The organism is Acidocella sp. (genome assembly GCF_052326845.1).
Taxonomy (GTDB): Bacteria; Pseudomonadota; Alphaproteobacteria; order Acetobacterales; family Acetobacteraceae; genus Acidocella.
On record NZ_JBKQJR010000069.1, the window covers coordinates 1 to 15,796 of the forward strand.

Genomic DNA, 15,796 nt, shown 5'->3' on the forward strand with positions numbered 1-15,796 from the left:
TCAGCGCCTGACCTTCCCCGCGACGCTGGAGGAGGGCATCCGGGAGGCCGCAGCGGTGTTCATCGCCGTCGGCACCCCGACGCGCCGCGGCGATGGCCATGCCGACCTCACCTACGTGTTCGCCGCGGTGGAGCAGGTGCTGCGCGCGCTGGACCACCCCACCGTCATCGTCACCAAATCGACCGTGCCGGTGGGCACCGGGCGGAAGATCCTCGCCGTGGCGCGGGAGCTGCGGCCGGACCTCGCCGTGGAGGTCGCCTCCAACCCCGAGTTCCTGCGCGAGGGCAGCGCCATTGGCGACTTCATGCGCCCGGACCGCGTGGTGGTGGGCGCGGAGAGCGAGCGCGCCCGCGAAGTGCTGCGCCAGCTCTACCGGCCGCTCAACCTGATCGAGACGCCGATCGTCTTCACCGGCCTGGAGTCGGCGGAGCTGATCAAATACGCAGCCAACGGCTTCCTGGCGATGAAAATCACCTTCATTAACGAGATGGCCGATCTCTGCGAAAAAGTGGGGGCGGATGTGAACGACATCGCCCGCGGCATCGGGCTCGATGGCCGCATCGGCCGCAAGTTCCTGCACGCGGGCCCGGGCTTCGGCGGCTCCTGCTTCCCCAAGGACACCCTGGCCCTGATGCGCATCGCCGAGGAGGCGGGCGCGCCCTCTAGGCTCACGCAGTCCGTGGTGGCGGTGAACGACGCCCGCAAGGAAGCCATGGCCGCGCGCGTGGTGGCGGCCTGCGGCGGCGACGTGACGGGCAAGACCATTGCGGTGCTCGGCCGCGCCTTCAATCCCGGGACGGATGACATGCGCGAGGCGCCCTCCCTGCCGCAGGTGCGCGGCCTGATCTCGCGCGGGGCGCAGGTGCAGGCTTTCGACCCCGAGGCGATGAACCAGGCCCGCCCGCTGCTGCCGGAGAGCGTGAAGCTGGCGGCGGACTCGACGGAAGCCCTGACCGGGGCGGACGCGCTGGTGCTGGTGACCGAATGGAACGAGTTCCGCGCCTTGGCCCCGGCGAAGCTGAAGGAGCTGATGCGCGGCAATGTCGTCATCGATCTGCGCAACGTATTCGACCCCAAGGCCATGCGCGACGCCGGCTTTGCCTATTCGGGCATTGGCCGTCCCGCCCCCTGAGCCGCCCTGCACCGACCAGCACGAGGATAAACCCGCCTTGAACGCAGCCCACACGCCTTATCCCGATTTCGCCAATCCCGAGCTGCTCGAAAAAATCCCGCTTTCCGCCAAGACCATCCTCGATGTCGGCTGCGCGCAGGGAGCGCTGGGCGCCGATTACCTGCGGCGCAACCCGAACTGCCGGGTGCTCGGCATCGACATCGACGAGGACGCGATCAGCCACGCGCGGCAACGGATCTCGGAAGCGTTCTGCGGGGATGTGGAAAAGACACCGATGCCGTTCAGTGTGCCGGAGGGGATCGACTGCATCATCTACGGCGACGTGCTGGAGCATCTGGCGGACCCCTGGGCCCTGCTGGCGGAGCACGCCAAGCATCTTTCGCCGCAGGGCACCATCCTGGTCTGCATGCCCAATGTCGAGCACTGGTCCTTCGTGGCGCGCCTGCTCGCCGGCTCCTTCGGCTATGACGAGCAGGGGCTGTTCGACAAAACCCATCTGCGCTGGTTCACCCCGCGCACCATGGCGCAGGCGCTGCTCGATGCCGGGCTGCAACTCTCCGATATCGCCCCCCGGCCCATCGCCATGGACCAGGCGGAGCAATTCGTCACCGCGATGGCGCCGGGGCTGCGCGCCGTGGGGGTCGACCCGCAGGAATACCTCAACCGCGCGGGGCCGCTGCAATTCATCTGGCGCGCGCGCAAATCCGCGCCGCCGCGCCTGGAACTCAGCGCCACCATGCTGACGCCGCAGGGTGGCGTCTCCGACGTGCGCGTGGTGGAGCCGGTGCGCGCGCTCCGTACCGACAGCGCACTGTTCGGGACGATCATGGACGAGGCGAAACTGCACCCCGCGCTGCCGGATGCCCCGCGCATCGCCGTGCTGCACCGGCCGCTGCTCACCGGGGCCAACGGCCTCGCCCGCGTGCGCGCGCTGCTGGAAAAAGGCTATGTCGTAGTCAGCGAGTTCGACGACCACCCGGTGTTCCTGGAGGAGCGCGGGGTGAATCGCGGCGAACTGCTCACCTTCCGCGGCGTGCATGCGGTGCAGACCAGCACCCGCGCCCTGGCCGAGGCGCTGCTGCCGGAAAATCCGGAAGTCGCCGTGTTCCCCAACGGGATCTTCGAGCTGCCGCAGCCGCGCAATTTCCAGAACCCAGAGCAGATGACGCTGTTCTTCGGCGCGCTCAACCGCCAGGCGGACTGGGCGCCGCTGATCGGGGCGATCAACGATGTCGCCCGCGCCGTGGGCGAGCGGCTGAAATTCCAGGTGCTGTACGACGAGGCTTTCTTCGACGCGCTGGAAACCCCGCACAAGAGCTTCGCGCCGATGGCCGATTACGCAAGCTATCTGCGCATGCTGGGCGAGGCGGAAATCTGCTTCATGCCGCTGGGCGATAGCGAATTCAACCGCGCCAAGTCGGACCTGAAATTCATCGAATCCGCGGCCTCGCGCGTGGCGGCGCTTGCCAGCCCCGTGGTCTATGCCGGCAGCATCGAGGACGGTAAAACCGGCCTGCTGTTCAACGACCCGCTGCAGCTGCGCGCGGCGCTGCTGCGCCTGCTTGCCTACCCGGAGGCGACGAAGCGCATGGCCGATGCCGCGCGCGCCTACGTGGCGGGCAACCGCATGCTGGCCTACCAGGTGGACGCGCGCAGCGCCTGGTACCGCGGCCTGTGGGAGCGGCGCGACGAGCTGAACGCCGCGCTTAAGGCCCGGGTGCCGGAACTCTTCGCCTAATGGCCAACACCGGGAAAATCCGGGTCGCCGAGCATATCGAGATCGAGTGGCTGGAGGGGCGGAGCGCCCAGGCCGTCTGCCCGAATTGCGGCTATACAGGCGAGGTGGCGCAGGTTCTGGCCACCGACTACACGCCGCCCGGCCAGGCGCTGCGCTTCGTGCAGCAGCTCTGCCCGCGCTGTTCGGCGCGCTTCGTCGATAACATGCACACCATGGACTATGAGGGCGAGCATCTGATTGAACTCGGCTGGCACAGCTACCAGTCGCAGATCGGCGCTGGCATCTGGTCCGTCACCGCGCCGCTCACGCGGGTCAGCAAGCCTGCAGGGGCAAGAGTGCTGGAGATCGGCGGCGCCTATGGCTTCGGGCTGGATTTCTGCGTGCAGATCCATGGCTGGCGGGGCGAGGGCTTCGACCCTTCACCGCTCGCCGCACATGGCGCGCGGGCGCTGGGGCTCGATCTCCACCAGGATTATTTCACCGAGGCCAATCTCGCCGCCGGGCCGTGGGATGTCATCGTCTCCACCGAGGTGATCGAGCATCTCCCGGACCCGCCAGCCTTCCTGCGGCTGATGCGCCAAGCGCTGGCCGATGACGGCATATTGGTGCTGACCACGCCGGATGCGGAATGGATCACCCCGGCGCTGGACACGGGGGATCTGGTTTCGCTGCTGGCCCCCGACGCGCATCTGATCCTGCAAACCGCGCGGAGCCTGGAGCACGCGCTGCGCGACGCCGGGTTCGCGCATGTGGCGGTGCGCCGGGAGTCGATGACGCTGATCGCCTATGCCTCGCCCGCGCCGCTTGCGCTGAACGAGGATTTCGCCACCGGCCATGCCGCATACCGGCGCTATCTGGCCCAGCGCGCTGCCCAGGCCACGCCAGGGAGCGACGTACAGCTCGGCTTCGCCGGACGGGCGCTGTTCGAGGCGGTGAATGCGGCAGACTGGGACATGGCGGAAACCGCCTGGGCGGCTTCGCGCAAAGGCGCGGCCAAGCGCTTCGGCTATGATCTCGACACGCTGACGGCATTGCCGCCGGGCTGCATGCCGGCAGATCTGGCGGGGCTCGCGCAAAAAATCCCGCTCGGGCTCGGAGTGATCCTGTTCAGCCGGGCGATGCAGCGTCTTGGTCAGGGCGAGGGCAGGGCGGCGCTGCGGCCTCTGTTCCAACTGGCGCTGGAGGCCACAACAGCGTTGCAGAGCGCTTTGGCCAAACGTTCGCTGGGGGATGGGCTGGCGGGCAATATCGCCGATATCGCCGCGCAGGAGCTGCTGCTCTGCGCCGCCGAGGCGGCAGAGCCGGAAAGCGTTTCCGGGCTGCTGGCGCGCGGCGATGTGCTGGCGGGCTGGCGCGGCTTCGTAGCACTGGTGAATGCCGGGGCCTTTACCCTGGCGGCGGCGCTGAAGGATGGGCTGCCGCTCGGTCTGCCGGGCGAGGATGTCCCCGCCGGGGTGCGGCGCGATGCGCTGCTGAGTCTCGCGAACTTTTATCTGGCACCGGACGCGGATGCCGCGCGGGCATTTCCCGTCGCCGAGGCGCTGGGTGGGGAAGGAGCAGAAATCCTGCTCGGCGGTTTCGCCCGGCTGGTGAATGCCTCACGCTACGAGGAAGCGCTGGCGGCCGGGCGGACTTACAACATCGCGGCGCTGGCGCGCGGGGCAGGGATGGCGGCACGGGATGCGCGGCTGGCGCAGATCGTCCTGGACCTCGCCGTTGGCGACCCGGCGGAGATTCCGGCGCGGCTGCAAGGTTTGGAGATCGAGCCCGCGCGGCATGATGGGCTGCTGCTGGAGGCGTTCATCCGTCTGGTGAATGCGTCACGTTACGATGAGGCGCTGGCGTTCATTGCCGCGCATGACGTCTCCGCCCTGGCCGCGCGCGTGGGCGGCGAGGTGGCGAAAAACACCGGCCTCGCCAGGATGGTTCTGGACCTCGCCGTTGGCGACCCGGCGGAAATCCCCGTGCGGCTGCGGGACCTTGAGATCGATCCCGAGCGGCGGGATGGGCTGCTGCTGGAGGCGTTCATCCGGCTGGTCAATGCTTCGCGCTACGATGAGGCGCTGGCGTTCATCACCACGCATGACGTCTCCGCCCTGGCCGCGTGTGTGGGCGGTGAGGTGGCGAACAACACCTGCCTCGCCAGGATGGTTCTGGACCTCGCCGTTGGCGACCCGGCGGAAATCCCGGCGCGGCTGGAGGGGCTGGAGATCGAACCCGAGCGGCGTGATGGACTGCTGCTGGAAGCGTTCGTCAGGCTCGTCAACGGATCTCGTTACAATGAGGCGCTGGCGTTCATCGCCACGCATGATGTGTCCACTCTGGCCGAACGCGCAGGCGGGGAGGCGGCGAACAATACTGGTATCGCCTTGATGGTTCTCGATCTGGCCGTGGGCGACCCGGCGGAGATTCCAGCGCGGCTGCGGGGCTTGGACATTGAACCCGAGCGGCGCGACGCGCTGTTGCTGGAAGCGTTCATCCGGCTGGTCAACGCCTCGCGTTACGATGAAGCATTAAAATTCATCGCCACGCATGACGTGTCCGCCCTGGCCGCGCGCGTGGGCGGCGAGGTGGCAAAAAACACAGGCCTCGCCAGCATGGTTCTCGATCTTGCTGTAGGCGACCCGGCGGAGATACCCGCGCGCCTCGCAGGCCTGGAGATCGAGCCCGAGCGGCGCGACGTGCTGTTGCTGGAAGCCTTCATCCGGCTGGTCAACGCGTCTCGTTACACGGAGGCGCAGGATTCCGCCACCACGAACCGCGTGCCGGAATTGCTCCGCCGCACGGGCGAGAAGACCAGCGCCGATGCGGCGATCGCCCTTGCCGTGCTGGAGCTGGAACTGGGCGACCCCGCGCTGGTACCAGGGCACTTGGCCGGGCTGGATGTGCCGCCGGAGCGCGCCGAGGCGCTGACCCTCGGCGCCTTCACCGCGCTGGTGAATACCGCCCGCTACGACGAGGCAGAAGCTCTGGCCGCCGCCGAACCTTGTTTCGCCCGGTTGCCGGACATGCGGGGAGAGGCAGCGGCGGATGCGCGTTTCGCCGCGATGATGCTGGATTTGCAGCGCGGGCGCTTGGCGTCGGCGGTGGAGAAGATGGCGGCTCTGGAACAGGCCAGCGCCGATGGCGCCACGCTCGGCGCGCTGTATGTGGATGCCTTCATCCGCCTAGTGAACGATGGCGCGTTCGCCCTGGCACGGCAACTGGCGCAAGAAGAGGGCGTGGAGCGGCGCCTTCAGCACTGCACCGCCCCGGCACGGCAGGACGCGCTGGTGGCCTTGCTGCTGCTGGAACTGCAACCTGGCGGCACCGCCGCGCGCGTGCCGGACCGGGTGACGGCACTACGGCCAACCCAGATCTGCGCCGCGCAGCTGCGCGAACTGACACTAATCGCCTTCACGACGCTGGTGAACCAGCAGGAATTCGCCACCGCCCGCGCGCTGCTGGCGCCGGTAGAGCCGGAGTTGCTGGCGCTGCGCCCGCCCTTCGACCCTGCCGGGCGCGACGCGCTTTTCGCCGCTGGCGCGCTTTACCTGGAGGATGAGCAGGAATGGCGGCGCTGCGCCAGCTGCTTTGGCCGGCTGCGAGATGCACTGGCCAAATCAGCACCGCCCGGCGCGGCGCCTGAACCGCTCTTCTGGCCGGCGCTGCGTGGCGAGGTCGTGGCGCTGCACCGGCTGGAACGCTACGAGGAAGCAACCCTTCTGCTACAGGAATTCATCGGCACGTATCCAGACGCACCTGAAGACCTGCGGCAGCAAATCGAACCGCACGAGACCCTATGCCCATGATCAAACACCAACTATTGCTTCTGCGCTCCTTCCTGAAATGGCAGTTGCTGGTGCCGCTGGCGCGCGTGGTGGCGGTCATGCGCAGACCGCGGCAGATTGCGCTCGCCTGGCCGGAGGGGGAGATCAAGCTCGGCCCGAAGGTCGCGCTGTTCATGCATTTCGATGGCCGCGGCCTCGTCCGCGAGCAGGTGCTGCATTACATCGCCGAGTTGAAGGCCAATGACCGGGACGTGGTGTTCGTCACCAATTCCGGCAGGCTCAAGCCCGCCGCGCTGCTGGCCGTGCAGGCGCTCTGCGCCGCGGTGATCGTGCGCAAGAATATCGGCTACGATTTCGGCGCCTGGCGTGATGCGCTGGATTATCTCGGCCTGCCGCGCGCCGAGACGCAGGAGGTTATTCTCGCCAATGACAGCGTGTTTGGCCCGTTAACGCCGATGACGGATACGCTGCGCCGGCTCAACTACAACAAGGCCGATATCTGGGGCCTCACCGAAAGCTGGCAGCTACGCTATCATCTGCAATCCTACTTTCTTGCCTTTGGCCCGGCGGCGCTGCGCTCAGAGACGTTCCGGAAATTTTGGGCAGAGGTGATGCCGGTGCCCATGAAAACCTATATCGTGCGCGAATACGAGGTCGGCATTACCCAGGCAATGACAAAGGGCGGGCTGCGCTGCGCCGCGGTGTGGAAATACGAGGATCTGGTACGCATGGTAAGCCGTGCCGATGTGGAAAAGCTGATCGCCGAGGAAGAGACCGACCTCGGCAAGCAGGACCCGCTGCACATCACCCGCAAGCTGCAAATCCTGCGCATCCGTGACGGCGTCGCCCGGCGCATGGCGCTGAACCCGACCTCGGATCTGTGGCGGCAACTGCTGGTCTCCGGCTTTCCCTTCATTAAGCGCGAGCTGCTGCGCGACAACCCCACCCGCGTGGAAGATGTGGGCGACTGGGTCGAGGTGGTACGGGACGTCATGGGCGCCGATCCGGAGCCGATCCTGGTTGATCTGCGGCAGATGCTGAAAGGCGGCGCACCCTGATCCGGCTGATCTACCGCGTCGTCTTTTTTCTGCTCTGGACGCTTTTCGCGGTGCCGGTGCAGGCGGTGCTGCTCATGCTGCCGGGGCGGGGCAAGGAGAGCTTCGCCCGCTTCTATTGGCGCGGCGTGGCCTGGATATTGGGACTCAAGCTGCGGGTGATCGGCCAGATCGCGTCGGTGCGGCCGGTGCTGTTCGCCGCCAATCACTGGTCCTGGGTGGATATCATGGCCCTCGGCGCGGTGCTGCCGGCCTGCTTCATCGCCAAGGGCGAGGTGGGGCAATGGCCTATGCTGGGGCTGATTGCCCGGCTGGGGCGGACGATCTTCGTCTCGCGCGGGCGGGACACCGTGGCCCGGGAGCAGAAGGAAGTGCTGGACCGGCTGGCGGCGGGGGATAATGTCATCCTGTTCCCCGAGGGCACATCCTCCGACGGCAACCGCGTGCTGCCCTTCGCCGCGGCGTTCTTCTCCCTGGCCTTTACCGAGGCAGCCCCCTGGGTGCAGCCGGTGACGATCGTGTACGACGAACTCGAGGGCCTGCCCGTGCGCCGGGGGGAGCGCGCCGAGATCGCCTGGTTCGGCGACATGGACCTCGCCCCCCATGCCAGCAAGCTGCTGCGCCGGCGCAACCTGCGCGCCACCATCTGGCTGGACGCGCCGATCCCGCCCGGCACCTACAAAAGCCGCAAGAGCCTGAGCACAGCGCTGCAGGCGCGGATTTCAACCAATGCTGCAGCCCTGCGCCAAGGGCAACTGCCTAACGTGGCCGAATAATTTCAAAATCTCATCAAAACCGCCCGCGGAAAATGCTCCACGTGGAGCACGACCGGCCCCGCTTCAAAAGCGCAGAAGCTGTTTCAGAAGTCGCTCTGGCGAGGTGAATAGCCGTGCTTTTCGAGCACCGGAGCGCAGAAATGCGCGGCTCGGCAGCCACCAGAGTAGACTTGTGAAACTACTTCTTGGTGTTTTACCGGCAAACTCGCTAATACCCCGCCATGCACTACGATGTCATCGTTATTGGCGGCGGGCATGCGGGCACCGAGGCCGCCGCCGCAGCCGCGCGCTACGGGGCCAGCACCCTGCTTGTCACCCACCGGGCGGACCGGCTGGGGGAAATGTCCTGCAACCCGGCCATTGGCGGCATTGGCAAGGGGCATCTGGTGCGCGAGATCGACGCGCTGGACGGGCTGATGGGCCGTGCAGCGGACGCCGCCTGCATCCATTTCAAGCTGCTCAACCGCACCAAGGGCCCGGCCGTGCGCGGCCCGCGCGCCCAGGCGGACCGCAAGCTCTACCGCCAAGCCATCCAGGCACTGCTGGCGGCGCAACCAAGCCTCACCATTTTGCAGGCCGAGGCCGCCGGGCTGGTGCAGGATGCCTCCGGCAGGCTTTCCGGCATTATCCTGGCCGATGGCCGGGAGATCGCCTGTGGTGCGGCGGTGCTCACCACCGGCACCTTCCTCAACGGCATGCTGCATTTCGGCACCGAGATGGTCAGCGGCGGGCGGATTGACGATGCGCCCTCCACCCATCTGGCCGAGGCGTTGCGGCGCCTAAACCTGCCGCTCGGGCGGTTGAAGACCGGCACCCCAGCCCGGCTGGACAAGACGTCCATCGACTGGGGCAATTTGCCCGAGGACAAGGGCGAGGACTCGCCGGAGCCGTTCTCGGCGCTGACGGCGCGCGTGACCAACCCGCAAATCTCCTGCCGGATCACCAAGACCACAGAGCAAACGCACGAGATCATCCGCGCCAACATCCACAAATCCGCCGTGTATGGCGGCAATATCGCCGGGCGCGGGCCGCGTTATTGCCCGTCCATCGAGGACAAGGTGGTGCGCTTCGCGGAAAAGTCGGGGCACCAGATCTTCCTGGAGCCGGAAGGGCTGGATGACGATACGGTTTACCCCAATGGCATCTCCACCTCGCTGCCAGCGGATGTGCAGGAATTGCTGATCCACTCCATCTCCGGGCTGGAACACGCGAAGATCCTGCGCCCCGGCTATGCGGTGGAATACGATTATGTGGACCCGCGCGCCCTGGACCACAGCTTGCAGGTGAAGGCGCTGCCGGGGCTGTATCTCGCCGGGCAGATCAACGGCACCACCGGCTATGAGGAAGCAGGCGCGCAAGGGCTGATCGCCGGACTGAACGCGGCGCGGGCGGCGGGCGGGGCCGAGCCCGCGCTGCTGGGCCGCGCCCAGGCCTATATCGGCGTGATGATCGACGACCTAGTGACGCAAGGTGTCACCGAACCCTACCGCATGTTCACCTCCCGCGCCGAATATCGGCTGCAACTGCGCGCCGACAATGCCGAGCTGCGCCTGACGCCGCTCGGGCTGGGCTGGGGCTGCGTCGGCTCCGAGCGCGAGACCGCCTTCGCTGCGCTGGCGGCGGAAATCGCAGGCTTCAACGGCAGGCCAGAAGGCGAAAGCCGCGCCGCAAACATTCTGCACGCCGATTTGCACTATGCAGGCTACCTTTCCCGCCAGGAGACAGAGATCAAGGCCCGGGAGCGCGATGAGGCCGTGCTGATCCCCGAGGATTTCGACTTCTCCCAGGTTGGCGGGCTTTCCGCCGAATTGCGGGAGAAGCTGGAGCGCGTTCGGCCACGCAATCTGGCCGCCGCCGGGCGGATCGAGGCCATGACCCCGGCAGCACTGGGCGCGATTTTCGGGGCGCTGAAGAAGGGACGGCGGGCGGCATGAACGAGGACAAACTGCGCCAGTTCGCAGCACTGGTGGAAAAATGGTCGCCCAAGATCAACCTGGTGAGCAAGGCGGACATCCCGCATTTGTGGGAGCGGCATGTGCAGGATTCACTGCGCCTGGTGCCATATATCCCGGCCGGTACAGCGCGCGCCATCGACCTCGGCTCGGGTGCGGGGTTTCCGGGCATGGTTCTGGCCATTGCCACCGGCATCCCGTTCGATCTGGTGGAGTCCGACACCAGAAAAGCCGCGTTCCTGCGGGAGGCGGCGCGGATTACCGGCGCGCCCGCGAAAATTCATAATACGCGGATTGAGGCGGTAAAGCTGGAACCAGCGCCGCTGATCACCGCCAGGGCCTTGGCGCCGCTGGAAAAACTGCTGGGGCTGGCGGCACCTTTGCTGGCCCCGGGCGGAATTTGCCTGTTCCCGAAAGGCCGTGGCTGGGAAGTTGAATTGACGGCCGCGAGGGCGCTCTGGCACATGCAGGCTGAACGTATTGCCGCCCCTGACTGGGGCGAAAGCTGTATCCTGAAAGTGAGTCAGATCCGCCATGCCGGTCAAGAATAAGCCCCCGCGTATCGTCGCCATTGCCAACCAGAAGGGCGGCGTCGGCAAAACCACCACCGCCATCAACCTTGCCGCGGCGCTGGCGGTGGGCGGGCTGAAGGTGCTGCTGGTGGATATTGACCCGCAGGGCAATGCCAGCACCGGCCTGGGCATCGACCAATCCGTCCGCAAGGGCGGCTCCTACGCGCTTCTGTCCGGCGATGCGACACTGGCGGAGTGCATCATCCCCTCGGGCGTGGAAAACCTCTCCATCGTGCCGTCGGTCGCTGACCTTATCGGCGTGGACCTGGAATTCGGCGGGGTGGAGAAGCGCGAATTCCTGCTCCGCGACGCGCTGCGCGAACAAAGCGACGCCGATGTGGTGTTTATTGACAGCCCGCCTGGCCTGGGATTGCTCACCCTGAATGGGCTGGTGGCGGCCGATGCCGTGCTAATCCCGCTCCAGGCGGAATTCTTCGCGCTGGAAGGCATTTCCCAGTTGATGCGTACGGTCGACATGATCAAGCGTAACCTGAACCCGGTGCTGGAGGTCGAGGGCATCGTGCTGACCATGACGGACAGGCGCAACAACCTGTCCGAACAGGTCACCAACGACGTGCGGGCGTTCTTCAAGCAGATGGTGTTCGACACGGTGATCCCGCGCAACATCCGCGTCACGGAAGCCCCTAGCCATGGCATCCCAGTCCTGCTTTATGATTTCCGCTCCGTCGGGGCGCAGTCCTACCTCGCCCTGGCGGCAGAATTTATGAAGCGTGCACGGGCAAAAAAGGTGCTGGCATGAGTGCGAAGGAACAGCCGAAACGTTTAGGCCGCGGTCTGGCCGCACTTCTGGGCGAGGCTGCGGTGCCAGCCAGCGTGGCTGCACCCGGGGTGCAGCATCTGCCGGTGGACATGCTGGAGCCAGGGCCGTTCCAGCCGCGCCAGGAGATGAAGGACGAAGCCCTGCAGGAGCTGGCAGATTCCGTCGCCCAGCGCGGCATTTTGCAGCCGCTGCTGGTGCGCCCGCATCCCAAAAAGCCTGAGCATTACCAGATCATCGCGGGCGAGCGCCGCTGGCGGGCCGCCCAGCGCGCCAGCCTGCACGAGGTGCCGGTGCTGGTGAAGCTGCTTTCGGATGCCGACGCCATGGCCGCCGGGCTGGTGGAAAACCTGCAGCGCGAGGACCTAAACGCGGTGGAAGAGGCCGAAGGCTATCGCCGCTTGGTCAGCGAGTTCAGCCTGAGCCAGGACAAGCTGGGCGAGGCGGTTGGCAAGTCCCGCTCGCATATCGGCAACATCATGCGCATCCTGGAGCTGCCATCTCCGGCGCTGGCGCTGGTGCGCGAGGGCAAGCTCACCGCTGGCCACGCCAAGGCGCTGCTCGGCCACCCGGAGCCGGCGAAAGCCGCGCGCGAGGTGTTGAAAAAGGGGCTGAACGTGCGTCAGACCGAGGCCATGGTGCAGGCCGCCAATCGCACGGCGAAGCCCGAGACCAGCAGCAACGCCAAAGGCGGATCGGATGCCGACATCGCCGCCCTGGTGGGCAGCCTGACGGAGCGGCTCGGCTTGCGCGTTGACATCAAATACAACGGCAAGGGCGGTCAGCTGGTGCTGAACTACGCCAATCTGGACCAGCTGGACTCCCTACTGGCCCTGCTTAACGGCTGAACCCGCCGCCAATGCTCCACGTGGAGCATTGGCCCCGGATTTCCACGCTAAATTATTTAAATTACTTACCGCCGGGCGGCAGAACGCGCCCGTGTGGCCATGGCCAGCAATGTCTGCCGGCAATAGGCCTGGTCGGGGATATGCGTGGTCTTGCACGCCGCCTCGGCGGCCAGGGCGGCGGCAACCGCCTGGTCCAGCGCGGGCAGAGACCAGAGCCGGAGCATTTTCTGAACTGTCGCCTGACGCTTGAAGAACACCGGCGGGCGCATTCCCGCCATGGCTTCCTGGGCCGAGGCGCCTTGCGCCATTGCCCCCGCCGCCACACGCAGGCGCAGCAGCTCACCCAGCAACACGCGGATGAGACCGACCGGCGCCACGCCTTCCTCATACGCCAGGGCCAGCGCCTTGTCGGTCGCGGCCGGGTCGCCGGTCAGCGCCGCGTCTATGGCGTCGCCCATCGAGGTATCGCCGCCATCGGTCAGCGCGGCGGAAACATCCGCGAGGCTCAGTGCCTTGCTCTCGCCCGCGTAAAGAAACAGCACTTCCAGCGCCTGGCCCAGCGGGCCTTCCTCGCCGGAGAAATTCTGCCCGCACCAGGCAGCAGCGTCCTGGTCGATGCTCACGCCCATGGCGCGCAACCGGGCGGTGACGACCTGCGGCAACTTGGCGGACTCGATGGCGTAGCAGGCGATGACCGCCACATCCGGCGATTTCTCGCCCAGCGCACGGAGCTTTGATTTCGGGGTGAGTTCTCCGGCCTCCAGGATCACCAGCGCCTCGGGCGGCGTCTTCAGCAGCGTTTCCACTGGCTTTGCCAGGGTCTCATGCGCATCGCGCACCCGCACCACGCGCTTGCCCCCGGTCAGCGCCGCGGCGGAGGCTTCCGCCAGCAGCGTATCAGCGCCCGGGTTGCTCAGCTCGGCGAAGCGGAACGGATCGTTCAGCGCGCCCGGCACCGAGCGCGCCAGCGCCAGCCCGCGCTCGGCCACCAGCCCGGCATCCGGGCCGTGCAGCAGAACGATAGGCGCCGTGGGGGACCTCAGGAACGCGTCGATACGGCCTGAATCAAGCTTCATGCGTTCGGGTGGGCGCGGAACCAGGCGGCGATCTGGGCGGTGATCTGCGCCGCCACCTCATCCGCCAGCTGCCTGTTCACCGTGTCGCCCTGCAGGGTGAGCGCGAAATATTGCTGGTCGATGATATTCTCGGCGTTCATCGCCGTCGCCATGCCGGAGGTGAGCGTCTTCGACGGATCGCCGATCGGGGTGAGCGTCCAGCTCGCGGTGGCGGTGAACCGGTTGCGGGTGGTCGAGGTATCCTCCAGCACGCCGATGCCGGCGGAGGCGATGTTGTACGTCACGTTCAGCGAATAAAGCTCGGCTGTGGGTGCGCCGGCCGCGTGCAGCTGCGTCTCCAGGCTGTCGCGCAGGATCTGCCCCGGGCGCTCGGGGATGTTGCGCACATCGATCTCGTCCAGCTGGGTGCTGGCGATGGCGCCGTCCTGCCCGCCATAGACCGGCGAGAAACCGCAGGCAGACAGCGCGAGCAGGGCGGCACAAGAGACGGGCTTAAGCAGGTTTGACGACAAAGTTCACAATCCTGTCCGGCACGTGGATTTGCTTAACAATGGTCTGCCCGGCGAGCGCTGTCGAGACCGCCTCGGCCGCCACCGCAATATTTTGCTCAGGCTGCTGCCCAGCGGGCACGGTAATGGTGCCGCGCAGCTTGCCGTTCACCTGCACGGCGATCGTCACCTCATCCACGGTGAGCAGCGCCGGGTCGGGCTGCGGCCAGGGCTGTTGCGCCACCAGCCCGCCCTCGGGATGCAGCTTGGCGAAAATGTCCTCCGCCAGATGCGGCATCATGGGCGCCGCCAACCGGGCGATGATGTCCATCGCCACGCGCCGCGCGTAGAGCAGGGCGGGGTCTTCCGGCGTGGTGCCGGCGAGCGCGCCAGCCAGCTCATAAATCCGCGCCACGGCGAGGTTGAAGGCAAAGGTGTCCATCGCCTCCGTCACCGCCGCAATGGTGCGGTGCGTCAGCTTCAGCAGCTTCTTCGCCTCGCCCTCCAGGGCCGCCGGGGCTTGCGCCACCGGCTCGCCCGCGATCAGCGCGCCAAGCCGCGCCAGGCGCTGCACGAAGCGGTACGAACCCTGCACGCCGGTTTCCGTCCACTCCACGTCACGCTCGGGCGGGTTGTCGGAAAGCACGAACCAGCGCGCGGTATCCGCGCCGAAACGCTCGATGATCACACCCGGATCAACGGTATTCCGTTTCGACTTCGACATTTTCTCGACGCGCCCGACAGCAACCGGCAGGCCAGTATCGCGGTGCTTCGCGCCACCTGCATCCTTGATCACCTCGTCCGGATACAGCCAGCGCCCGTCCGCATCCTTGTAGGACTCATGCGTCACCATGCCCTGGGTGAACAGCCCGGCGAATGGTTCCTGTACCGTGACGTGTCCGGTCTTCTCCATCGCCCGGGTGAAGAAGCGCGCGTAGAGCAGGTGCAGAATGGCGTGCTCGATGCCGCCGACATACTGGTCCACCGGCAGCCAGTGCTTCACGGCATCCAGGTTCGTCGGCGTGGCCGCGCGGGGCGCGCAGAACCGGGCGAAATACCAGGAGCTATCGATGAAGGTGTCGAACGTGTCCGTCTCGCGCTGGGCAGTGCCACCGCATTTCGGGCAGGCAACATGGCGCCAGGTCGGGTGATGGTCCAGCGGGTTGCCCGGCTTGTCGAAGCTCACATCCCCAGGCAGCGCCACCGGCAGCTGGTCGTCCGGCACGGGCTGCGGGCCGCAGGCCTCGCAATGGATCACCGGGATCGGGCAGCCCCAATAGCGCTGGCGGGAAATCCCCCAGTCGCGCAGGCGCCAGTTGGTCACGGCCTTGCCGGCCCTCATCGCCTCCAACTCGGCAATGGCCTGCTTCTTCGCCTCCGCCGTGGTCAGGCCGGAGAGGAAGCCGGAATTAACGATGAAGCCGTCACCATCCAGCGCCTTGCCCTGCAACTCGGGCAGCGTGTCCGCGCTGGGGGACACCACCACCGGAATGGGCTACTCGTACTTGCTGGCGAATTCGTAGTCGCGCTGGTCGCCGCAGGGGCAGCCGAAGATCGCGCCGGTGCCGTATTCCATGAGGACGAAATTGGCGATCCAGACCGGGTATTGCG

At 66.8% G+C, this 15,796-nt stretch carries 11 protein-coding genes and 1 pseudogene; 9 read left to right on the forward strand and 3 right to left on the reverse strand.

All coding sequences use genetic code 11. The features are described 5' to 3' along the window. The 9 genes from ACLPJJ_RS04250 to ACLPJJ_RS04290 all read left to right on the forward strand — a co-directional run. The coding region (locus ACLPJJ_RS04250; RefSeq protein WP_443589708.1) for a UDP-glucose dehydrogenase family protein at nucleotides 1-1,132 on the forward strand (1,132 nt) is incomplete at its 5' end. A gap of 37 nt (nucleotides 1,133-1,169) precedes the next feature. Next, entirely contained in the window at nucleotides 1,170-2,870 is a 1,701-nt protein-coding gene (locus ACLPJJ_RS04255) for a methyltransferase domain-containing protein (protein WP_443589709.1), read from the forward strand. After that, nucleotides 2,870-6,661: a methyltransferase domain-containing protein gene (locus ACLPJJ_RS04260; protein WP_443589710.1), complete on the forward strand. Its 3,792-nt coding sequence runs from the start codon at nucleotides 2,870-2,872 to the stop codon at nucleotides 6,659-6,661. Before ACLPJJ_RS04255 ends, ACLPJJ_RS04260 begins: the two co-directional genes overlap by 1 nt. After that, nucleotides 6,658-7,698, forward strand: a complete 1,041-nt coding sequence (locus ACLPJJ_RS04265) for a rhamnan synthesis F family protein (protein ID WP_443589711.1) — start codon at nucleotides 6,658-6,660, stop codon at nucleotides 7,696-7,698. Before ACLPJJ_RS04260 ends, ACLPJJ_RS04265 begins: the two co-directional genes overlap by 4 nt. Nucleotides 7,699-7,748: 50 nt before the next feature. Beyond that, nucleotides 7,749-8,471 (forward strand): lysophospholipid acyltransferase family protein, encoded by a 723-nt coding sequence (locus ACLPJJ_RS04270; RefSeq protein ID WP_443589712.1) that lies wholly within the window; start codon nucleotides 7,749-7,751, stop codon nucleotides 8,469-8,471. A 221-nt stretch (nucleotides 8,472-8,692) separates the two neighbouring features. Then, on the forward strand, nucleotides 8,693-10,405 hold the full coding sequence (gene mnmG, locus ACLPJJ_RS04275; RefSeq protein ID WP_443589713.1) for a tRNA uridine-5-carboxymethylaminomethyl(34) synthesis enzyme MnmG: 1,713 nt from the start codon (nucleotides 8,693-8,695) through the stop codon (nucleotides 10,403-10,405). After that, nucleotides 10,402-10,974 (forward strand): 16S rRNA (guanine(527)-N(7))-methyltransferase RsmG, encoded by a 573-nt coding sequence (gene rsmG / locus ACLPJJ_RS04280; RefSeq protein WP_443589714.1) that lies wholly within the window; start codon nucleotides 10,402-10,404, stop codon nucleotides 10,972-10,974. The genes mnmG and rsmG overlap by 4 nt, the downstream gene beginning before the upstream one ends. Continuing rightward, complete coding sequence (locus ACLPJJ_RS04285; protein ID WP_443589715.1) at nucleotides 10,958-11,755, forward strand: ParA family protein; 798 nt, start codon at nucleotides 10,958-10,960, stop codon at nucleotides 11,753-11,755. Before rsmG ends, ACLPJJ_RS04285 begins: the two co-directional genes overlap by 17 nt. Next, nucleotides 11,752-12,621, forward strand: coding sequence for a ParB/RepB/Spo0J family partition protein (locus tag ACLPJJ_RS04290; RefSeq protein WP_443589716.1), 870 nt, complete (start codon nucleotides 11,752-11,754; stop codon nucleotides 12,619-12,621). The genes ACLPJJ_RS04285 and ACLPJJ_RS04290 overlap by 4 nt, the downstream gene beginning before the upstream one ends. Before the next feature lie 65 nt (nucleotides 12,622-12,686). Here the strand turns inward: ACLPJJ_RS04290 and holA are convergent, their stop codons facing one another. The 3 genes and pseudogenes from holA to ACLPJJ_RS04305 form a co-directional block, all read right to left on the reverse strand. Next, nucleotides 12,687-13,697 carry a DNA polymerase III subunit delta gene (holA, locus tag ACLPJJ_RS04295; protein ID WP_443589717.1) on the reverse strand — a complete coding sequence of 337 codons (1,011 nt, stop codon included), beginning with the start codon at nucleotides 13,695-13,697 and terminating at the stop codon, nucleotides 12,687-12,689. Continuing rightward, nucleotides 13,694-14,209: an LPS assembly lipoprotein LptE gene (locus ACLPJJ_RS04300; RefSeq protein WP_443589718.1), complete on the reverse strand. Its 516-nt coding sequence runs from the start codon at nucleotides 14,207-14,209 to the stop codon at nucleotides 13,694-13,696. Before ACLPJJ_RS04300 ends, holA begins: the two co-directional genes overlap by 4 nt. Further along, a pseudogene (locus tag ACLPJJ_RS04305) lies at nucleotides 14,190-15,796 on the reverse strand (class I tRNA ligase family protein); the annotation flags it as partial. The gene ACLPJJ_RS04300 and the pseudogene ACLPJJ_RS04305, both read right to left, overlap by 20 nt.